The sequence below is a fragment of the Phreatobacter oligotrophus genome (genome assembly GCF_003046185.1).
In the GTDB taxonomy this organism is placed as follows: Bacteria; Pseudomonadota; Alphaproteobacteria; order Rhizobiales; family Phreatobacteraceae; genus Phreatobacter; species Phreatobacter oligotrophus.
The window spans coordinates 1-19,476 of the sequence record NZ_PZZL01000005.1 but is presented as its reverse complement, the minus strand read 5'-3'; the positions used below and the strand labels follow the sequence as shown (position 1 = coordinate 19,476).

Genomic DNA, 19,476 nt, shown 5'->3' with positions numbered 1-19,476 from the left:
TGCAAGGGCCCCGGCAGGACGCGCGGACGCGTCGCCGGGGTTTTCCCTTGCCGTGGAGGATATGAACCATGGCAAACGTGGTTGTCGTCGGCTCGCAGTGGGGCGACGAGGGCAAGGGCAAGATCGTCGATTGGCTGTCGAGCCAGGCCGACGTGGTGGTGCGGTTCCAGGGCGGACATAATGCCGGCCACACCCTCGTCATCGACGGTGTCACCTACAAGCTGTCGCTGCTGCCCTCGGGCATCGTGCGCCCCGGCAAGCTGTCGGTGGTGGGCAACGGCGTCGTCATCGACCCCCATGCCCTGATCGCCGAGATCGAGCGCGTGTCGGCGCAGGGCGTGTCGATCACGCCAGAGACGCTGCGCATTGCCGAGAATGCCTGCCTCATCCTGTCCCTGCATCGCGAGCTGGACCAGCAGCGCGAGTCGGCCAATTCCGGCACCAAGATCGGCACGACCGGCCGCGGCATCGGCCCGGCCTATGAGGACAAGGTCGGCCGCCGCGCCATCCGCATGACGGACCTCACCGATCTCGGCACGCTGATGCCGAAGATCGAGCGCCTCCTCGCCCATCACAATGCGCTGCGCCGCGGCCTGCGCCTGCCGGAGATCGAGGCCCAGGCGATCTATGACGAACTCGCGGGCATCGCGCCGAAGGTCCTGCCCTTCGTCACCACGGTGTTCGACCTGCTCGACGAGCAGCGCCGCGCCGGCAAGCGCATCCTGTTCGAGGGCGCGCAGGGCACGCTGCTCGACATCGACCACGGCACCTATCCCTTCGTCACCTCGTCCAACACCGTGTCTGGCCAGGCGGCGATCGGCTCGGGCATGGGGCCGAGCGCCATCAACTATGTGCTGGGCATCACCAAGGCCTACACGACGCGCGTCGGCGGCGGCCCGTTCCCGACCGAGCTGGAAGACGAGAACGGCCAGATCATGGGCGATCGCGGCCGCGAGTTCGGCACGGTCACCGGCCGGCGGCGGCGCTGCGGCTGGTTCGACGCCGTGCTGGTGCGCCAGGCGGTGAAGACCAACGGCATCGACGGGATTGCCCTGACGAAGCTCGACATTCTCGATGTCTTCAAGGAGATCAAGGTCTGCGTCGCCTATGAGCTCGACGGCAAGCAGATCGACATCTTCCCGGCGAACCAGGACGCGCAGCAGCGCATCAAGCCGATCTACGAGACCATCGAGGGGTGGGATTCCACCACGATGGGCGCGCGCTCCTGGGGCGAATTGCCCGCTCAGGCGATCAAGTATGTCCGGCGAATCGAGGAATTGATCGGCTGTCCCGTCGCGTTACTATCGACAAGCCCGGAGCGGGACGACACGATTCTGGTGCGCAACCCCTTCGAGTAAGAGTTCGGGGGCAAGAAGCGAGTTTCGATGGCCGATTACACGCCGCTTATCTCCCGCGCCGTCGGGGCTCTGGCGGAGAACACCGGGGAAGCCCGTCGCGCGGTGTATGAGCGCGCGCGCGCCGCGCTGCTCGCGCAGCTGCGCGGCATGAACCCGCCGCTGCCCGAAGAGCACATCACCCGCGAGCGCATGGCGCTGGAAGATGCCATCCGCAAGGTCGAGGCGGACAATGCCGGCGACAGCCTCGATGCCATGCTGGAGCGCGAGTTCGCCTCCCTCGGCATCGCCGCGCAGAAGCCCGCGCCGATCTCCATCGCCGGTGCCCGCACCGTCAGCGATGCGGCCCATGACGCCCAGACGCTGGGCGATGCCACGGCGCAGGCGCGCCGCTCCGCCCGCGACCAACTGACCACGCCCGAGCCCTCGGTCGAGGCCGAGCGGATCGAGCCGTCGGTCGGCCGCTCGACGCCGTTCACCGATGCGAACGATGCCGCGAGCGGTCCCATCCGCCCGCGTGTCGCCGTCCTCGGCGAGGAGGCCGAAGAGGCGCCGCGCAAGGGCAAGGGTGGCCTCATCGCCATCGTGCTGGTGCTGATCCTGCTCGGCGGCGCCGGTGCTCTCGGCTGGTACGTGGCCAACACCTATCCCGACCGGATGCCCTTCTCGACGGCCCGCGCGCCGACCCCGCCGGCGACGCCGGCTCCGGCGCCCGCGCCGCGTGCGCCGGATGCCGACCGGCCGAAGTCGACCGATCGCGTCGGCGGCGATCCCGCGCCGGCTCCGGCCGTGCAGGCGCCCGCTGCGCCCGCACCCGCCCCTGCCGCGCCGGCGCCGACGCCCCGCCGCATCGTTCCCGTCGACCCGCCCGCCGCGGCCCTGCCGCCGGCCAATGAGGGCTCGACGGATTCGCAGGCTGCCTCCAACGAGCCGCCGCCGCCATCCCCGGTGCCGGCTTCGCCCGCGCCTGCTGCTCCGCCGGTCGCAGCAGCGCCCGCCGCTCCCGCGGCTCCGGCCCCGGCTCCCGTGGCGCCGCAGGCGGCTGCTCCCGCTCCCGCCGCGCCCCCGGCCGTCCCCGGCCAGGCCGCCCGCGCCGCGCTCTTCGAGGAGACGCCGGGCAATGCCGCCGGCACCCTGATGCAGGGCACCGTCGTCTGGCGCACCCAGACGGTCAGCGTCGGCCCCGGCCAGCCGCCGGACCTTGCCCTGCTCGGCGAAGTGTCCATCCCAGAGCGGCGGATGACGGTGACCATCACCATTCGCCGCAACCTCGACCAGACGCTGCCGGCGAGCCACACGATCGAGATCCTCTACGCGCTGCCGCGCGACTTCCAGTTCGGCGGCGTGGCGGAGGTTCCCGGCGTGCTGATGAAGGTGTCCGAGCAGGCCCGCGGCGTGCCGCTGGTCGGCCAGGCCGTGCGTGTCACCAACGGCTTCTTCTTCGTCGGCCTGTCGGGCTTCGACATGGACCGCAACAACAACCTGCAGGCCTTGCGCACCCGGCCATTCTTCGACATTCCGATGCGCTATGACGCCGGCCGCCGCGCCATCCTCACGGTGGAGAAGGGGGCCAGCGGCGACCGGGCTTTCGAGGAGGCGTTGCAGGCCTGGGGCCAGTGAGCTCCGGCTTCATCCCCGACCGAACATGAAAAAGGGAGGCCTCGCGGCCTCCCTTTTTGTTGTGTCGGACCTGTCGGCCGGGCGTTCAGTGCGCCGGCAGGGCGGCGGCCTGGGCGGCCGGGCGCTCGATCTCGCGGATCGACTTCACCACTGCCTCCTGCACCTTCTCGAAGGCGCGGACCTCGATCTGGCGGACGCGCTCGCGCGAGACGCCAAAGCGCTCCGCCAGCTCCTCCAGGGTGATCGGGTCGTCCTTGAGGCGGCGCTCCTCGAAGATGATGCGCTCGCGCTCGTTGAGGACGCCGAGCGCCTTGGTGAGCGCGGCACGGCGGTTGTCCGTCTCCTCCTCGCGGGCGAGCACGGCCTCCTGGCTGTCGGAATCGTCAGCCAGCCAGTCCTGCCACTCGCCGTCGCCGTCCTCGCGGAGCGGCGCGTTGAGGGACGCGTCACCGCCGAGGCGGCGGTTCATGTCGATGACGTCCTGCTCCTCGACACCGAGCTTGGTGGCGATGACCTTGACCTGGTCGGGACGCAGGTCGCCCTCGTCCAGCGCCGAGATCGAGCTCTTCGCCTTGCGCAGGTTGAAGAACAGCTTCTTCTGGTTGGCGGTGGTGCCCATCTTCACGAGCGACCACGAGCGCAGGATGTATTCCTGGATCGAGGCCTTGATCCACCACATCGCATAGGTGGCGAGGCGGAAGCCCTTGTCGGGCTCGAACCGCTTGACCGCCTGCATGAGGCCGACATTGCCCTCGGAAACCACCTCGCCGATCGGCAGGCCGTAGCCGCGATAGCCCATGGCGATCTTCGCCACGAGACGGAGGTGGGAGGTCACGAGCCGGTGGGCCGCCGCGCTGTCGCCGTGCTCGCGCCAGCGCTTGGCGAGCATGTACTCCTCCTGCGGCTGCAGCATCGGGAACTTGCGGATCTCATCGAGATAGCGCGACAGCCCGGCTTCGGCCGAGAGGATCGGAAGGGATGCAGCATGAGCCATAGGGCGCTCCTTGTCTTCGGCTCCCGGACCATCCGGCGAGCCCCGAGCCACCCACCCCAAAAGCCTGGGTGGCCCGCTGGTCATTGGGCTATACCGCCCGCCGACCTGTTCGGATCATTGCGGGCAATCATGGCAGAACATTGACAGATGCCCGCGAGAGGGGAAGGTTCGCGAGGTCAAGCTTGCATTCGTGCAAGATGCTCGGCGATCACCTCAGCCCATAGTCAACTACGAAGCGGGCCATCGTGTCGTTACACGTTGCCGTGACGGCGGCGTGATGGGAGGACGCCGCTAGGGGATGCAACGGCGGCGGGGCGGCGCGGGTTCCCGCAGCGCTCAGGCGCCGCGCAGGGCCTCGGCCAGACGGGCAAGATCGGCGGGCAGGGGGCTCTCGAAACGCATGGTTTGGCCCGTTATCGGGTGCTCGAAGCCCAGAATCGCTGCGTGGAGCGCCTGGCGGCCGAGGGCGTCGAGGGCCTCGCGGGCGGGCGCGGGAAGCTTCGCCGCCTTGGTGCGGAAGCCGCTGCCATAGGTCGCGTCGCCGAGCAGGGGATGCCCGACATGCGCCATGTGGACGCGGATCTGGTGCGTGCGCCCGGTCTCGAGGCGGCAGGTGACCCGGCTCGCGAGCCCGCCCGCGAGGGGCTCCTCGACGGTCACATGCGTCACCGCGTCGCGTCCGGAGGGGCGGACGGCGATCTTCTCCCGCGCGCGAGGGTCGCGGTCGAGGGCGGCGTCGATGGTGAAGCTCGCGCGCGCGGGCACGCCCCAGGCGAAGGCGACATAGGCGCGCTCGAGCGGGCCGGTGCGGCCGTGATCGGCGAACTGCGCGCTCAAGGAGGCATGCGCGCGATCGGTCTTCGCCACCACCAGCAGCCCGCTCGTGTCCTTGTCGAGGCGGTGGACGATGCCCGGCCGCCTGACCCCGCCGATCCCCGACAGGCTGTCGCCGCAATGGGCGATGAGCGCATTGACCAGCGTGCCCGTCCAGTTGCCCGCCGCCGGATGGACGACGAGGCCCGCCGGCTTGTCGATGACGATGAGCGCCTCGTCCTCGTGGACGATGGCGAGCGGGATATCCTCGCCCTGCGGCGTCGGATCCTCGGGCTCCGGCACGACAAGGGCCACCACGTCGCCCACATTGACCCTGTGGGCGGCATCGGTCATGGTCCGCCCGCCGATCCTGACCTGTCCGGCCTCGATCAACGCCTTGAGGCGCGAGCGCGACAGGTCCGGCAGGCGGCGCGCCAAGAGACGGTCCAGCCGTTCGCGCGGCGTGTCGGCCTGCAGTTCGACGCCGTCCATCCGGAGGCCCTCCGCTCCCTCGTCGGCCGTGCGCGTCACGCCGCCCCTCCTGCCGTCGCCGCAAAGCCCATGAGCCAGATCCAGCCGACCCCCGCCCCGACCGAGACGGACGCCGCCGATCCCGCCAGCGAGGCGGTGGTGGCGCGCATGCGCCGCATCTCGGTGATCTCGTTCCTCGTCATGATCCTCGGCGTCGGCAGCGTGCTCGCGGTCATCGTCTACCGGCTGATGACGGTGCCGGGACCGGGGACGGTCGTCTCGGGCGCCATTCCCGCCGAGCCCGGCCGCCTCGTCTCGGCGGTCAGCGCCGAGAACCGGCTCACCGTCACCTATCAGGCGGAGACCGGCGCCACCATCGTCATCTATGACCTCAAGACGCTGAAGGAAAGCCACCGCATCCGCGTCGGCGGCCCGCAGGTGCCGCGGCCCTGATCGCGGTCGCAGCGGCGCGCCGGCTCGGCATCTCGCGGCGTCCCGCGGGGGTCCCCAGTTTCTTGCGACAGCCCAGCGCGGCCCGCTTGACCGGCCGGGGCCTTTGCGCTTATGAAGCGCCCTCCGCCGCTTGAGGCGGTCCGCTCCCTTCGTCTAGCGGTCTAGGACGTCGCCCTCTCACGGCGAAAACAGGGGTTCGAGTCCCCTAGGGAGCGCCAAAAGCGCTTAATCTCAATAACTTAGCTACGGTGTTAGTCAGTCGGTTAGACAGCCGCCTAGACACTCCGCTTGCCGCCTCGCACGACTCGTTCGGCCGCCTCAAGGCCCTGCCGTGCCATCCGCACCTGTTCGGCCTCACGCGAGTAGAGCTCGGCGTGGTTGATGTCGTCGTGTCCGAGGACGTCCATCAATTCGCGTGTCGACGCACCGCCTTCGGCCATCAGCTTTCCAAGCGTCTTGCGGAGACCGTGGATCGTGCATCCAGGCGGGAGGCCGGCGGCCTTGGTCCATACGGCCATGTGCCCGGTGAGCGACTTAGCCGAGAACGGGTCACCGTACTTCGTGCGCAGGACCGTCTTGCCTGTGAGATCCGTCGCGGCGAGGACCTCTCGCAGCATGGACACGATCGGCAATTGAATGACCTTGCCTGTTTTCTTCTGCTGGAGCCGGACCAAGTCGCCTGCGATGTCGTCGGGCTTTAGGCGGGCGATGTCGCTCCGCCGGTGGCCCTGCCAGATGGCGAGGGCGTAGACGAGCCGGGGCGTCGTCCCGACAGGCCAGTGTCGCTCAAAAGCCTGACGCTCGGCATCCGTCCAGGCGCGCCAGCCTTTGTACTCAGGGCGCCACGATATCTTGTGCGTCGGGTCGTGTTCGATCCATTCCTCGTCCATCGCTGCGACGATCATCTGCCGAATGCGCGTCAACAGATGGCGCGCAGCGTGGGGGGTGTCGGCTCGTTCTGCCAGGATCGCCTTCACATGGCGGCGCTTCAGGTCCTCGACGGGAACGTCTGCCCACGTCAGGTCAGCGTCCGCTGAAACCTTGGCCGTCAGGAATGCTTCGACGATCGCAGCGTGGCGCGCCCGGGTTTCAGGCGTGTTCCGAAGCCAGACAGGATCCTTCTGGGCAATGCGCCAAGCCGCGCGGAATGACCGCGGAACCGTCGCCCCGGGGAGCGGCCGCATGTCGGCTATCTTGCGCCGCTGACCAGTGATGAGCGCTTCGTACTCCGCCTCGAAAGCCGGCTCCCCGGGTTGACCGGCGAGGTAGACAGAACGGCCGCCCCGGCGGAACCGCCATCGAAACGTGCCATGGCGGTCCTTGAACGACGAGAGGTAGGGGCGGGGAGGCTCGACCATCGCAACAGTCAAGCAGCCCGGCCGCGGCCCTTCAAGGCGGCGTCGATCGCATTCACGCGCTCGGAGATTTCGGAAAAGGCCGCGTCGAGGCGGAGACGGTCCCACACGACACGACCGTCGATCTGCTTTGGCGGCGGCATCCGACCATCGGCGACGAGTTCGTCGAACTTCGTCGCGCTGACACCGACGTAACGTGCAGCCTCCTCACGGCTCATTCCGCGCGGCGGATAGGCGAGGGGATCCGGGCGCAGGTCTCGGCTCATCGGCGGCCCTCCGGCTGTCGCATGATGGCGTCCTTAACCGGGTCGTCGTCCTGGGCCTCGTCCAGGAGATTGACCAACTGCGTCGCGCGCACGCCGTACTTCTGAAGGATCAGACGCCGGCGCGCGGCCCAATCAGCGGGGTTGAACTCCTCGAGCAAGGTCGCCGCCATGCCGGGGTTGTTCACCGCGGCACTGGCGATCGTGTCGATCGCCCGACTCTGGACCTGGGCGGACCGCCGGCGAAGCCAGGTCGCTGCGAGATCGATCGCGGCGATCGACGGCGAAAGCTGAGAACGGTTGACGCTTCGGATGCGGCTCGCAACCGACGCCGCGCTCAGCGCCGGGTCGAAGCCGCCGAGCAAGGCTTGCCTGGTGCCGGACGTGCCGGGGAGACGCGCGGCCGTGCTGCGCTCCGAGCCTGCAAGCGCATTGAATACGGCGCGGATCTGGTCGAACTCCTCGGGGTTGTCGCGCCACAGGACGCGGGCCGCAGCGTTGAACTTCGGATCGTTGACGAGTTGCTGCAGCTTGCGCCCGTTCCAACGCTCCTCGCCACCGAGCCCCGGCGCAAGGTTCCGTTGCCGCTTCACAGCTTCCCACAGGGCGGCGCGGGCGTTGGCGATCGCTTCCGGTGTGTTGCCGGCGGCGTCAAGAAGTTCACGCATTGCTTCGGCCGGGCGCGGACCCGTGGTGATTGTGCGGACCGCGTCGACCGTCGCCTCGTCGGCGTACTTCAAGTAGGAGGCGACCGCGCTACGGCCCGGCGTCGTCAGACGCTGTTCCGTCTCGCGCGCCGCCTGCTGCGCCGCCGTCATACCGCGGCTGGCCTCAGCGGCGGCCTGCAGCTTCTGCCGAAGCTCCGGAAACTCGCCGAGCATGATGCCGCGCTCGTTCATGTATCGCTGAAGCTGTTCGGGGCGCTGGAGAAGCCCGGAAGACTGGACGTCGGCCAGGATCTCGTCCGCAACGCCGTTGCGCGCCCGCGGGTCGGTGCCGACCTCGCGCATCAACGCCCGGAAGTCGTTCACACGGCCGCTGTCGGGCTGCACGAACCGAGCGGGCACGGCGCTGTCGTCCAGCGCGTACATGCCGCCCTCGCGACGCATCAGCGTGTCCCCGATCGCCGTGCCCTGGCGCGCGAAGCGATCCTTGAAGTCACGCGTCAGCGCCCGGGCGTTCTCATAGGCCCCGGCCAGCTCGGCCGGCAGGGCCTCCTTGATGGCTGCGTCGACGTCGACGCGGTAGCCGCGGAGCACGCGGGCCTCGTTCAGGCGGCCGGCTCGTTCCGCCGCCATGATGTCGTCCGACAGGCCGCCGCGAACGGCGGTGATCTCGGACATCGGGACGCGCGGGTCCGGCGCCGGCGGCTGGCGCATGATCGGCTGACCGCTGGCGTCTAGAAGGCCGGTGCTGACAGGGGCCGGGGCGGCGTCGGGCGCCATCCCTTTGACGACGTCGGCTTCGGCCGGGCGGAAGCGCGCCGCGTCATTTGCCGGCAGCGTGGCATCACGCTGCGCGAACCGCTGCACCAACGGGTTGACGTCGGTCGGCACGGGTTGGTTCATCGGCTCCCATGCCGGCTGCACAACGTTGGTCTGAACGGCGTCGGCGCGGTCCTGAAGCGCAGAGCGAATGGACGAACCGCGCGCCGTCGCGTCGCGCATCGTGGGCTGGACTTGCTGCGATGCCGCCGCGAAGCCCGCTTCGGCCTGTCGCGCCGCTGCCGTCGCCTCGGCAATCTGGACGTCCCGGCCCGACTGCAGCGCGGCCCGGAATTGAGCGGGGTCGCCATCGGGCGCCATGCGATCCATCGTGCTCGAGACGGCGGCCTCGTTCCGCGCGGTGCGCGAATTGGCGGCGCCTGGAGAGCGCATATCCTGATTGAAGGCGAAGGTCGCGAGCGAGGGATCCCCGGTGCGGTCGGCGATGTTCGCCTGATAGCCGGGAATGAGCGTCTCGGCCTGGGATGGTCGGCGAAGCGCCTCGACGAGTGGCGATGTATCGATGGGCCGCCCCTCGGTCATCTGGCGGCCGATCTCGGAAGAGTTCGCCATGATCCGCGACGCGACAGCTTCACGCGCCACTTCGTCGGCGTAGCGACCGCCGCCAAAGAGCGCCGAAAGTGCGTTGCCGCCCGCGCCGATGATCGCCTTGCCTGCGCCAAGCGTCGCGATTCCGCCCATCGATCCGGCGAAGTCGGATACGAAGTTGTCGCCGCGCTGCGGATTGCCCACGGCTTCGTTCGCTATGCCCGCGCCAAGACCCGCGGCGCCGGCGTTTGCGGCTTCGCGCCGGACAAACCCGGTGGGGTCGACCGCTGCGGGCTCGACCATGAACCGAGCAACCGGCCCCATCTGCCGTGCGCCTTCGCGGCCAACGCGCCCGGCGACCGCCAAGGCGCCGGCGGCCGGGATCATCGCGGCGCCGAGCTCTCCGCCGATCCGGCCGGCCACGCGCTGGAAAGCGTCCTGGGGGACCGGGCCCTCGCGCCAGGGCATCTGCGGGCCCTGCACGTCGCCTTGGGGTGGGCGCATAACGGCTTCGACGACGTCGATCGGCGCACCGAGCGCGCGGTCGATCGACTCCGAACCGCCGAAGGGCTCCGTTCGCCCGCCGCCCATGTCGCTTATCCGGCCGGGATCGGGGATCTGCGGTAGATTTCGCGCCGCAGGGATCGCCCAATTGACGGCGGCCTGGGCCATGGCGGGGACGCGCGGCAGGTTGTTGACGAGATCGACCGGCGCACCGGCGGCCATCGCAATGACGCGGCGCCCCTCGCGGCCCATGATGGCGCCAGTCGATGCCGCGTAGTTCCAGGCATCGGAAGCTGTGTCGCCCCAAGTGCGCGGCGCCGGCGGACGCGCGGCGATCTCCGCCACGCTCTGCGGCGTCGGCGGGCGCGTCATCGCGTTCTGCTCGGCCATGGCGCGCTGCGTCGGCGTCTGCGGGATCAGATCGTCGAAAGTGATCTGGCTCCCCGGCCGGGGGATAAGGTCATCGAACGTCACCCCGTAGTTCGGAGCGGCGGGGCTGGCGGGGCCGGTCTGGGGACCGCCGAAGCGCTGCCGCATGGCCTGGGTCATCACGTCGTAGGGCGTGCCCGCCGGGAACTCTACGATCGTGCCGTCGGGTGCCTCGACCTCAATGAAGCCGCTAGCGCCCGGGGTGGGCTTCTCAGCCGCTTTGTGCGCGCTGGGAGGGCCCGCCGGGCCTTCCAGGATGGTTGCGATCTCAGCGTCAGTAGCGTCTGCGGGGACTTCGATTCTGCGTCCCTCGAATTCGATGATGCGAGCCATGAGGGCGCCCCTCAGTCTTTCAGCCAGGGATGATCGGGCGGGAGCAAGTCGAGTTCTTCGTCGCCAATGTCGAAGTAAAGAGACAGAGGAGGGATGCTGTCCGTAGGCGCCACTTTCTGGTTCGTGGTCGGCGTTGCCGCGGGCATTTCGGCGACCGTTGAAGCCGCCGCTACCGCTGCCTTTAGCGCCTTGGCGGCCGCCTTCTCCGCGCGACGCTCCATCAGCTTGCGGAGCGAAACGTTGTGCAGTTCGTTCTCGAAGATCTGCGCCCGGTCGATCAGGTCTCGCGTTTCCCGGTCCGAGCTGGGGCGCCTCGCAGTGTGGTGCGCCACGAGCTCCCGAAAATCGAAAAGCCCGGTCTGAAGCGCCGCCATCGGCATCAAGCCTTCAAGCTTGGCGAGGATGCATGGCGTCACATCGTCGAGTGCGCGGCGGATCCCGTCAGCCTCGACGTCGGCGAGAGCCCTGGCGCCGTAGTCCTGGAGAGCAAGGAGGCCGCGAAGAGCGTTGGTAAGGCGCCATTCGGGCGCGATGGTCGTGTGATCCGAAATCTCGGAGAGATGCTCGTGTATGCCGTGGACGATCATGCGGCGGGCCGCTTCGTCTTCGGGTAGCAGGTGCTCTTCTCGAGCAAAGTACGCGCGTGTCATGACGTTGCCTTTCGTCGTTGCGGGACGATCCTCCGGCTCCCGGGTGCGCGATGAAAGGTGGCTTCGGCCCGGGAAAATCGCGCACACGATTTTTGGCTGGGGCGCAATTTTGTGTGGGCACCCTGCGCCCGCCGTCGCTCGGCAATCGGACTGCCCGGCAGGGGTCGGGTCCGCCCCGCGGGTCGACTGTCGATCGACAGTCATCCGACCGCACCCGACATAGGGGCGCGCCACTCACGCGTTCGTGATCGATAAGTGGCGCGGCGCCCAGCGGGGCAGGGGGCCGTCTCTGTCCAATGAGGCCTGCCCTAGCGGACGCGTCCGGGATCGGGCGGCACGCGGTCCATTTGAGTACCCCTTGATTTCTGGACGTTTCGCAACACATCGTTTTTGAGCCTATTGGACATTTTGGGAGGAAACGCCATGTCCGCTGTGATCGGTTACGCCCGGACGTCGACCATCGAACAGGTAGCGGGGCTGGAGGCGCAGCGGAGAGACCTGGAGCGCGCCGGGTGCACAAAGGTCTTCTCCGAACAACTGTCATCCGTCGACGCTAAGCGGCCGGAACTGGCGAGGGCGATCGAATGGGCCCGTGAGGGTGACGTTTTCGTCGTCACCAAGCCGGATCGCCTGGCGCGTTCGACGAAGGACCTTTTAGCGATCCTGGACACGCTGCAGGCAAAGGGCGTTCAAGTGCGGATCCTGTCGATGGATCTGGACACGACGACGCCAACCGGCCGGCTCATGGTGACGGTTCTCGGCGCCGTCGCGGCGTTCGAGCGAGACCTGATGCTAGAGCGTCAACGGGAAGGGATCGCCAAGGCAAAGGCGGAAGGCAAATACAAGGGCCGCAAGCCTTCCGCGGCTCTTAAGGCCGACGATGCCGTGCGCTTGGTGAAGGGTGAGGGATTGACTGTATCCGCCGCTGCAAAGGCCCTAGGGATCGGCAGGGCCAGCGTATATCGCGCCCTAGAGGGGAAATGAAAAAGGGCGCCACAGGCGCCCTTTTTTGCAGCCCAACATCAAAGAACAGAGTGTTCTTTCATTAAGCCGGCGACTTCGATCAGTGTTTCAGTGACAACGCCGGCATCTCCAATCATCTTGAAGCAGATCGACTCGCGGGGCGGCACGTTGGGTGCCTGTGAGATTATGTAAGATCGCTTTACTTCGATCTTCGCACCCTGTTGCGCCCGGGCGGCAAAGATATCAAGCGCCGGGTATATCCAGTCGCCGCAACCGCAGAAGCCTAAGGTGGCGCGGCGGCAATTATCGAGATGTTCCCAGTTCCACATTTCGTTTCTAGGCATCTTGGTCCTCCGTTGTGCCGCTTCATCCAGCGGAATGGACCAACGGTGGACCAGGGCGCTCAAACATTGCAATAGAAAAACCTTGTTGAATTTGTATTGTGCTGTCGATCGGCGCAATCAACACTATGCAATGCTTTTGGAAGCGAAGAATAAATGTTGCGGTTATCAAATAAAACCGTCATGTATCGTTGTCATCTTGGGGAAGTGCGGAAAAACAAAATTTAGCAACGCACCACCTTAGGCGAGCAAACTCTGCGATTTTTCGCCTAACTGCTGGCTCTTTGAAACTGGCAGAGCCCGTTTTTCCGTCGCCCCTCCGGCTCTGCTACTGGCGGCGAAACGCCCCAGATTTCGGACCCGCTAGACGGCGAAGTCTTTAGGGGTGCCAGGGGTCGGTTCGGGGGCGGCTCAATCGAAAGCGTTCGCCTCCGGGCCGTCGTCCTGTTCGATCTGGTCCCGGTCCGAGCAGTCCGACTCTTCGTCATCGCTGGCGTCGTCTTCAAAGCGCCGCCCGCGAGCGCGAAGTGCCTCGAGGCGGTCTAGCTCACCCTGGGCCCGCTGCGCTTCGGCCGCGAGTTCGTCCGCCGACATCTCGTAAAGCTGGCGCCCCCGGTCATCGTTCTTTTTCGCGTCGAACCCGGCGACGCGGAAGATCCAGCCGGCCGCAGTCGCTCGCGCGGCGGGGGCGGCCTTCTTATCCTGGCAGACTTCCAGTGCAGCCTTATAGGCAGCGGGAAGGCCTTCTGTGCGTACGCGGACGGCTAGGTCAGCCTCCACCATCGTCGGCGATACGTCAGGAGGAAGGATCTTTTTGCTCATCGGAGTTTCCTTTGGCGGCATGGCAGTGATCGGCGGCGCAGGCCGCGGCGATGGCGGAGGAGAGGCGCCCGCGATGATCCAGGCAGCTTCCTGGTTTTGAAGCTTCTGGGCCCGCCTGCGGCGCCGCGCGGCGGCCGGTCCTGGCGTGTGCGTCGCCTGCCAGGCGTCATGGGCCGCACGCTCTTCGGCGGTCATGGTCTTGAGCTTTCGCCTGCGGCGGTTGGCGCGCTTTTCGAGGCTGCGCAGCTTTTCGCTTAGTTTCTCGTTCGCGTCAGGTCGCTCCCGATCCGGCCACCGCGGCTTGTGCCAGTCGTCGCCCTTAGGCGTGCGGCCCCCGTGGATGTAGCAACGGCCATTCGCCATCGCGACGTTCCGGCACGGCTCGCCAGTGCTGCGCCGTTTGGCGCCACAGCGGGGCCGGTTCGGGTCGGCGTTCATCCGCTTGCAGTGTTCGCTGGCGATCCGGCGCCATCGCGCCGACTGTGACCAGCCTTGCCGGGGCGTGTTCGTCACGGGGCGTTCCTCGGCGTTGAACCCGTGAAGTATCGACGGGCGTCCCGTCGCGCCTCCGGCTTAGACAAGTTGTTCGCCCGCTCGCCGCCCGCTCGCTTGGACAATTTGTCCGGCAGCGCTCCGAAAACTTGCCTGGGGGGCAGGTGTCGGAAATGTCGCTTACGCGCGCGCAAGAGAGAAAAAGGAGGAATGGGGCTATGAATGAATTTAGACTTCACCCGCGCAAGTGACATTTCCGACGCCTCACGCTGCCTGGACAATTTGTCTACGCGCTTCGCCGGCAGTGCGAATGCGTTCCTGAATGTCTGCGCGCTGCGCAGCGACGATTTTCGCTCGATCGGCGAAGGCGACGTGAACGCGCGGATTGACGGTCCACCACTCGGGCCCGTGCTTATCGCTTCCGCCCTTCGGGTCGACATCCACCCAGTTCGCCCATTCGAGCTGGCGCATCGCTGCGCACATCCGCCATGGCTTGCCCGCCATGGCGTTCCGAACTCTGCCGATCTCGCGGCGCGTGAGCTGCTGCTTCCCCGTTGTCAGGAGATGGTCGGCCAGCCATCTGGCGTCCTCGACCGCTTCGCCCGCACCGACATAGTCCTCATAGAACCGGATGCTTTGCGTCAGAAACCAGCTGACAAGGCGCGCCGCCTGCGTCGCCGTCTTGGCGCTCACAAGCCGCGTTTCTGGATGGCCGCCTGTAGGCTCCCACTCGTTCGCCACGTGGCAGAGGAGGAGAAGTCGATAGGCGATGCCGCCCATCTTGCTTAGGTGGCCCTGGAAGGCCTCCGAGGCGCCTTGCATGTCAAACAGGGCTTCCCATCGCTCTTCGTGCGGCCCCCAAACGGCACGGGCCGCGGCGCTAAGCTTGACGGGTTCTGACACTGCTTCGCGGACGGCCGCGACTTCCCGGATAAATTGCCGGTATCGCTCTCTTGAGGGGCCGGGCTCGTCGTCCACGCCTTTCCGGCGCGTACCGTCGCCATGGATGACCAGAAAGCGTTGAAGGAAACCATCGCCCTCGACTGAAGCGATCAACTCGCGGAGCTTGCCGGGCTGAATGCCCCCGTAGACGGCTGCGCCCCAGACGGGGACGTGGACCGTTCCGGCCGTCTTTCGGTCGATGGTCACGGAGTTGCAGTCGTACAGCGTAAGCAGCTTCTGCCGATCGTTGCCTTTGCCCTGCTTGTACTGCCCGGCCCCGCCGATGATCGCGGCGAGCTCGTCATTGAAGTAGAGGATGGATCGGTTCTGGCGAAGGATGTCGGGAAGGCCTTCGAGCGTCACATCCTTTGCAACGCACCGGCGCCTGACGGGCTCCTGCATTATCGGTTCGCCGGCCTTTGGCTTTCGCTTCTCCTGCGCCAGCCAGGCCCGGAAGACGGGCGCGTCTTGTTCCACCCATTCCGCCTCCAGGCTTTCCAGCGGCTGCGTCACGGCCCGGATCACCGGCGTTTTCTTGCCGCCCGGCGGCTGGACGTCCATAACCCAGATCACCCCGAACTCGGCCCAGGACGCGTCGCGGTCTTTCGGCTGGATCCTGAACTTCGTCCCGACGGCGCCAGACAGTGCGGCCAGCGTACCGCCGGTGAACTGCGCCACGCTTGCGCCCATTCGGCGGGCCGCGTCCCGGCTGAAGTCCTCGAGGACGCTCGGCAATGCTCCTGTCGGCGGCTCCTGCCGCTCCAAGCCATCGCCAAAGCCGAAAAGGTCATCCGGCTTAGGCCAGCGCTCGTCATTGTCAGAGTGATGGGGGGCCTGTGCCAACCGCGAGAACGAGCGATCGGCGGCCTCGGCTGCGGCTTTCTCGTCGAACCATCGTTCGATCGTCCATCGGGAACGAAAGCCAGGCTCGTGCTTCTCTGCCTCGCTGACCAGCGTGTCGACGGTCATGTACTCGGCCGGAGAGCGGTCCCAGTGCGACCAACGCTCGTCGATCGCGTCGTAATCGATCACGCTCGCCGCTTTCTCACTCCACAGAATGAATGCGTCCAGACCGTCTCCGTTTCCGGCGGACGCGGCGTGGAACGCCATTCCGATCCGGCTCCAGCGCTCCCAATCGGGCCTGTCGGGGTTTGGGATCGCTTCTGCCAATACCAGCAAGTGGCGCCTGTCCAGCGGTTGGCCGGCCGGCGATGCCTTATGGGCTCGCAGCGTCTGGGCGCCGTGCACCGACAAGCCCGCATTGTCGGCCGCGGCCTGAAGTTTTGCCAGCGCGCCGTCCAGTTCAATGTCCCGTGCTTCGGGGCCTAGAAATTCGGCCGTCGCCAGCCGCGGGCGCAAACGGTCCTTGCGGTGCAAGCTGCCGGGCCATCGGATCGGATGCACCGGGCTGATGCTCGTTGCGTCGCCATTGGCGAGTCCGGCGGCGAGGGCGCGGGCGGTCTTCAGCTTGGCGATCGCATCGGGGTCTCGCGCCGGCAGCGCCAGGCGCCAATGCGCGTGCAGCTTGTCCTGGCCAGTTGTCTTGCAGACGCCGCCAGAGCGAACAAGAACGGTAGGCACGCCAATGACCTCGATGACGCGCCACAGTCCGGTGTCGGGATTCTCATCGAGTTCGATTGATAGGACAGGCGCCTCGGCGATGTTGCTCTCACCGGCGAAGGGCATCCCGTCTTCCTTGCGCTGGTTGCCAAAAACGCACAGCGGCGGGCAGAACACAGCGGGCTCGGCTTTGGTGGCCGTTGCCTCGGCCATCTCTGCTGCGGCCGCCGCAGCGCCGCCGCCGATGGTCACCCATCGGGTCGCCGGCCTTTCGGTCGTGTGCTCTACCGACCGCAGGCACAGTAGTCCCCCCGGGCCGCAGTGCTTGAAGACCGTTTCGTAGAACACTCGGATCGTTTCTACGTCAGTCTTCCTAGGCCCGGCGGCTGGTATGGCTTGCGGCGGGTGCTCTGAAGGTCGCGTCGCCAGTATGTCGCCAAGCTGGACGCGTTCGGCGTCTTTTGGTATAGACATAGTGCCTTTACTCGTTGCTTGGCCGTCGCACCGTTACAGCGGTGCGGCGGCCGATTAGTTTCAGGTGTTGTCGACGATGAGGTACAGATGCGGCCGAGGCGCCGCCTTCTGGCGCGCCCACGGCGCAATGCGCTGGACGCTCCGTTTTGTGACGTGCATTTGCCGAGAGCCGGGCACGTCGAGACGCTCCAGCCATCCCAGGGTGATCTGGTCGCGCACCCAGGAGCGGGATCGCCCCAGGGTGCTCGCAGCCTCGGCAATGGTCAGGGTCTCGGGTCGAAGGTGATTGGTCGTGGGCAAGGGTCGCTCCTCTGTGGGTCGAGGAACGCTGCTGCTGTTCGCCGCGCGAAACTAGGCCTCCTTCGCCGCCCGCAATCGCGCGACTATCAGGCCCGTAAGGTCAGGGACTGTGGGGTCGATCGCGTCGAACACCTTGTAGAACGGCTTGCGAGCGCAGATCGCTTCGAACAGTGGCAGGCCCGTCAGTCCGGGGAAGTACGGCGATCGCTTCGCTTCATCGTAAACCCTATCGATCACCCTGTATCTTCGTGTCCAGCTCGCAACGATCCAGGGAAGAAGGTCCGTCTTAAACAGTCGTCGCGCGCGAATGCTCTGTTCGATAAGGCCGGCTTTGGCCTTTTTTGCAGCACGGTCGATGTGGTGGCGGGTCAGGCGCGAGTCGCGATATTCGACATCATCGCTTTTGGGTACAGGCCTGCGGTTCTTCGGTGCGTCCCCATTCAGATGCTCCGCCGCCTTGTCGCTGGAACCATGCTCCCATCGGGCGCAGAGGTACACTATGCAGTAGGCGGGTACGTCGCGGGCGGCAGCGTGGCTCGGGAGCGACTCCAGGCCTCTCCACTGAGCTCGAAACAGTTCGATCTTCGGTTCAATTGCGGGTTCGATCCATGCAGGGCGGGGGCCCTTGACAGGTATCGGAGCTCCGGCGTCGCGGAGCTCCTCCACGGCAGATGCGCGCAGGTCGGCTTCGATGTTGCGTTGGGTAGCCGCCAGCCGCGCCTTCATCTCATCTTCGGCCGTCGCGGGCTGGGCGCCTTCGGGCCAGGGCGGAGTAGCGAAGGAAAGCGGCGGAAGGCTTCGCTCATATTCGAAGGCCGCGATATGAAACGCGGCTCTGCCTAGGCGGTGGGGCTGCTTTCCAGAATTCGGGTACTTGCGCTCGTCCGTCATGCGCGTCGCGCCCCCTGTGCAATGAGCCGGTCGAGATCTTCGCGACGGTAGAGAGCGCGCCGGCCGATCTTCACCCGCTGGATGTGTCCCGCGGATGCGAGGCGGTGCACCGTCATTTCGGAAAGCCGCAGGTACGTGGCCGCCTCGCGGCGGCTCATGACGGGGGATTGATTTGTGGCGTTGGGTAGCATTCGGAGGCCCCTTGTCCTTTCTAAAGCCACCTGAATGTACCAAATCGAGCGCGGATATTCAATAAACCCCCAATAATCGCTATTTGTCGAATTTGTTATACGCTAATTCTTCCGGCGTTTGCTCAATTTGTATAACGAATACTAGGCGAAATTTTTTCATGTTGCACAATGGCTTAGTCGGGGATCCCCCGGATTGCCCGGCGCGCTTTAGCCGCGTTCAATCTGCGCATGCAAACGTTCGAATCCACAATCACTCTGGCGGACTCGCTCCTCGTTGAAGCGGGGTGGGAACGAACTTGGTTCGGGTACGACGGACCCTTTCCGCCCTACGCGAGGATCGGGATGCGGTGGATCCCGGGAACGCTGTCGTTCGAACCCTGCTTTGAGTGCTGGAAAAAGGACCGCGTCTTCCGTCGCTCAAAAACTTCCATGCGCGACCACCTTAGGCGCTATGCCGCTATCCGTTTCCACGCCAACGCCGTCGAGGACCGCTACGGCGCCCGGGTTGTGCGAGAGCGCCGCTTTCCCGTTGGTGAGTGGTTGGTGCCTTGGCGGATCGGGTTCGGGCCAATCCCAGTTTTCGCGAACGATTGGGGGGTTGAGGAAATTGATCCTCTTTTGCTCGTGACGGCCGGTTCGGTGGAGCTCCTTCGGCGCCCGCCGCCAGACCCCGCGCTTCGCCCGAATTCATCCCTTTGGGAGTACTTCGACCGAACCCAGGCGGAGTTCGAACAGGACGCGCCTAAAGATGGGCAGCATCGGTAGATGGTTGACGGAAGGATCGCGTCCTGATTGCATAAGGTCGTGCCACCAGCACGTCCTCAGAACCCCGCGGCGCCCGGATGAACGGCTCGCGGGGTTTCGTGCTTTTTGCTAGCTAGCGTGTGCGGCGCGTCGGGCGTCGCCTAGGAGCAAGCGCCATATATGGGCGACACAGGGTCGTTAGTTCGCCAGAAGCGGTGCTGATCAGCATTCGCGCCTCGTGCATTTTATCGAGCCATCCGCGATCTGCGTCGCCCGTCTGGTAAAGGCTGTGCCCGACTTCTAGGTTCACGACCGCCTCAATCAGGCGACGGACGAAGGCGTGTACCTCGGGCCCGAACAGGAACTGCACTTTCGACGCGGCAGCGTGGGGTGATGTCCCAGGACGTGGTGTATCTTCTGATCACCACAGACCGACCGCCGAGCGAGGTCGGGCGTTTGTCAGGCCGGCACGGCCGGCAAGCT

Annotated in this window: 16 protein-coding genes and 1 tRNA gene; 5 read left to right on the top strand and 12 right to left on the bottom strand. The window is 66.5% G+C overall.

Translation table 11 applies throughout. The features are described from left to right. The first annotated feature begins 68 nt into the window (after nt 1–68). Entirely contained in the window at nt 69–1,358 is a 1,290-nt protein-coding gene (locus C8P69_RS12360; protein ID WP_108177583.1) for an adenylosuccinate synthase, read from the top strand. Nucleotides 1,359–1,385: 27 nt separating this feature from the next. Continuing rightward, nucleotides 1,386–2,975: a hypothetical protein gene (locus C8P69_RS23880; RefSeq protein ID WP_108177581.1), complete on the top strand. Its 1,590-nt coding sequence runs from the start codon at nt 1,386–1,388 to the stop codon at nt 2,973–2,975. Nucleotides 2,976–3,060: 85 nt separating this feature from the next. On the opposite strand, the gene rpoH is transcribed toward C8P69_RS23880, so the two are convergent. Then, nucleotides 3,061–3,969 (bottom strand): RNA polymerase sigma factor RpoH, encoded by a 909-nt coding sequence (gene rpoH / locus C8P69_RS12350; protein ID WP_108177579.1) that lies wholly within the window; start codon nt 3,967–3,969, stop codon nt 3,061–3,063. A gap of 336 nt (nt 3,970–4,305) precedes the next feature. After that, nucleotides 4,306–5,274 (bottom strand): RluA family pseudouridine synthase, encoded by a 969-nt coding sequence (locus tag C8P69_RS12345; protein ID WP_108178110.1) that lies wholly within the window; start codon nt 5,272–5,274, stop codon nt 4,306–4,308. Nucleotides 5,275–5,343: 69 nt separating this feature from the next. On the opposite strand from C8P69_RS12345, the gene C8P69_RS12340 reads away from it, so the two are divergent. Together C8P69_RS12340 and C8P69_RS12335 are read left to right on the top strand one after the other, a co-directional pair. Further along, nucleotides 5,344–5,706 carry a hypothetical protein gene (locus C8P69_RS12340; protein WP_108177578.1) on the top strand — a complete coding sequence of 121 codons (363 nt, stop codon included), beginning with the start codon at nt 5,344–5,346 and terminating at the stop codon, nt 5,704–5,706. A gap of 142 nt (nt 5,707–5,848) precedes the next feature. After that, a tRNA-Glu gene (locus tag C8P69_RS12335) sits at nt 5,849–5,924 on the top strand. Nucleotides 5,925–5,981: 57 nt separating this feature from the next. On the opposite strand, the gene C8P69_RS12330 is transcribed toward C8P69_RS12335, so the two are convergent. From C8P69_RS12330 to C8P69_RS12315, 4 genes are read right to left on the bottom strand one after another with little or no spacing between them, the layout of a single operon-like run. After that, nucleotides 5,982–7,064 (bottom strand): tyrosine-type recombinase/integrase, encoded by a 1,083-nt coding sequence (locus C8P69_RS12330; RefSeq protein WP_108177576.1) that lies wholly within the window; start codon nt 7,062–7,064, stop codon nt 5,982–5,984. Nucleotides 7,065–7,072: 8 nt separating this feature from the next. Then, nucleotides 7,073–7,327, bottom strand: coding sequence for a helix-turn-helix transcriptional regulator (locus C8P69_RS12325; protein WP_108177574.1), 255 nt, complete (start codon nt 7,325–7,327; stop codon nt 7,073–7,075). Then, nucleotides 7,324–10,623: a hypothetical protein gene (locus tag C8P69_RS12320; RefSeq protein ID WP_146167332.1), complete on the bottom strand. Its 3,300-nt coding sequence runs from the start codon at nt 10,621–10,623 to the stop codon at nt 7,324–7,326. The genes C8P69_RS12325 and C8P69_RS12320 overlap by 4 nt, the downstream gene beginning before the upstream one ends. Nucleotides 10,624–10,634: 11 nt before the next feature. Continuing rightward, nucleotides 10,635–11,273 carry a hypothetical protein gene (locus tag C8P69_RS12315; RefSeq protein ID WP_108177570.1) on the bottom strand — a complete coding sequence of 213 codons (639 nt, stop codon included), beginning with the start codon at nt 11,271–11,273 and terminating at the stop codon, nt 10,635–10,637. A 423-nt stretch (nt 11,274–11,696) separates the two neighbouring features. On the opposite strand from C8P69_RS12315, the gene C8P69_RS12310 reads away from it, so the two are divergent. Next, complete coding sequence (locus tag C8P69_RS12310; RefSeq protein ID WP_108177568.1) at nt 11,697–12,257, top strand: recombinase family protein; 561 nt, start codon at nt 11,697–11,699, stop codon at nt 12,255–12,257. 38 nt (nt 12,258–12,295) lie between these two features. Here C8P69_RS12310 and C8P69_RS23525 read toward each other — a convergent pair whose 3' ends face one another. From C8P69_RS23525 to C8P69_RS24565, 6 genes are all read right to left on the bottom strand, one after another. Further along, nucleotides 12,296–12,580 carry a hypothetical protein gene (locus C8P69_RS23525; RefSeq protein ID WP_146167331.1) on the bottom strand — a complete coding sequence of 95 codons (285 nt, stop codon included), beginning with the start codon at nt 12,578–12,580 and terminating at the stop codon, nt 12,296–12,298. A 408-nt stretch (nt 12,581–12,988) separates the two neighbouring features. After that, nucleotides 12,989–13,912, bottom strand: a complete 924-nt coding sequence (locus tag C8P69_RS23520) for a hypothetical protein (protein ID WP_146167330.1) — start codon at nt 13,910–13,912, stop codon at nt 12,989–12,991. Between the two features lie 243 nt (nt 13,913–14,155). Next, the gene (locus tag C8P69_RS12300) at nt 14,156–16,645 is read right to left on the bottom strand and encodes a DUF3987 domain-containing protein (RefSeq protein WP_170118227.1); all 2,490 of its coding nucleotides are present in this window, start codon (nt 16,643–16,645) and stop codon (nt 14,156–14,158) included. 282 nt (nt 16,646–16,927) lie between these two features. Further along, nucleotides 16,928–17,167 carry a hypothetical protein gene (locus C8P69_RS12295; protein WP_108177562.1) on the bottom strand — a complete coding sequence of 80 codons (240 nt, stop codon included), beginning with the start codon at nt 17,165–17,167 and terminating at the stop codon, nt 16,928–16,930. A gap of 51 nt (nt 17,168–17,218) precedes the next feature. Next, nucleotides 17,219–18,058 carry a hypothetical protein gene (locus C8P69_RS12290; protein WP_146167329.1) on the bottom strand — a complete coding sequence of 280 codons (840 nt, stop codon included), beginning with the start codon at nt 18,056–18,058 and terminating at the stop codon, nt 17,219–17,221. Continuing rightward, on the bottom strand, nt 18,055–18,216 hold the full coding sequence (locus C8P69_RS24565) for a helix-turn-helix domain-containing protein (protein WP_170118226.1): 162 nt from the start codon (nt 18,214–18,216) through the stop codon (nt 18,055–18,057). The genes C8P69_RS12290 and C8P69_RS24565 overlap by 4 nt, the downstream gene beginning before the upstream one ends. Nucleotides 18,217–19,476: the final 1,260 nt, after the last annotated feature.

Coding starts and splice junctions, on each gene's coding strand:
- C8P69_RS12360 (WP_108177583.1), top strand. CDS start 69: ATGGCAAACGTGGTTGTCGTCGGCTCGCAGTGGGGCGACGAGGGCAAG.
- C8P69_RS23880 (WP_108177581.1), top strand. CDS start 1,386: ATGGCCGATTACACGCCGCTTATCTCCCGCGCCGTCGGGGCTCTGGCG.
- rpoH (WP_108177579.1), bottom strand. CDS start 3,969: ATGGCTCATGCTGCATCCCTTCCGATCCTCTCGGCCGAAGCCGGGCTG.
- C8P69_RS12345 (WP_108178110.1), bottom strand. CDS start 5,274: ATGGACGGCGTCGAACTGCAGGCCGACACGCCGCGCGAACGGCTGGAC.
- C8P69_RS12340 (WP_108177578.1), top strand. CDS start 5,344: ATGAGCCAGATCCAGCCGACCCCCGCCCCGACCGAGACGGACGCCGCC.
- C8P69_RS12330 (WP_108177576.1), bottom strand. CDS start 7,064: ATGGTCGAGCCTCCCCGCCCCTACCTCTCGTCGTTCAAGGACCGCCAT.
- C8P69_RS12325 (WP_108177574.1), bottom strand. CDS start 7,327: ATGAGCCGAGACCTGCGCCCGGATCCCCTCGCCTATCCGCCGCGCGGA.
- C8P69_RS12320 (WP_146167332.1), bottom strand. CDS start 10,623: ATGGCTCGCATCATCGAATTCGAGGGACGCAGAATCGAAGTCCCCGCA.
- C8P69_RS12315 (WP_108177570.1), bottom strand. CDS start 11,273: ATGACACGCGCGTACTTTGCTCGAGAAGAGCACCTGCTACCCGAAGAC.
- C8P69_RS12310 (WP_108177568.1), top strand. CDS start 11,697: ATGTCCGCTGTGATCGGTTACGCCCGGACGTCGACCATCGAACAGGTA.
- C8P69_RS23525 (WP_146167331.1), bottom strand. CDS start 12,580: ATGCCTAGAAACGAAATGTGGAACTGGGAACATCTCGATAATTGCCGC.
- C8P69_RS12290 (WP_146167329.1), bottom strand. CDS start 18,058: ATGACGGACGAGCGCAAGTACCCGAATTCTGGAAAGCAGCCCCACCGC.
- C8P69_RS24565 (WP_170118226.1), bottom strand. CDS start 18,216: ATGAGCCGCCGCGAGGCGGCCACGTACCTGCGGCTTTCCGAAATGACG.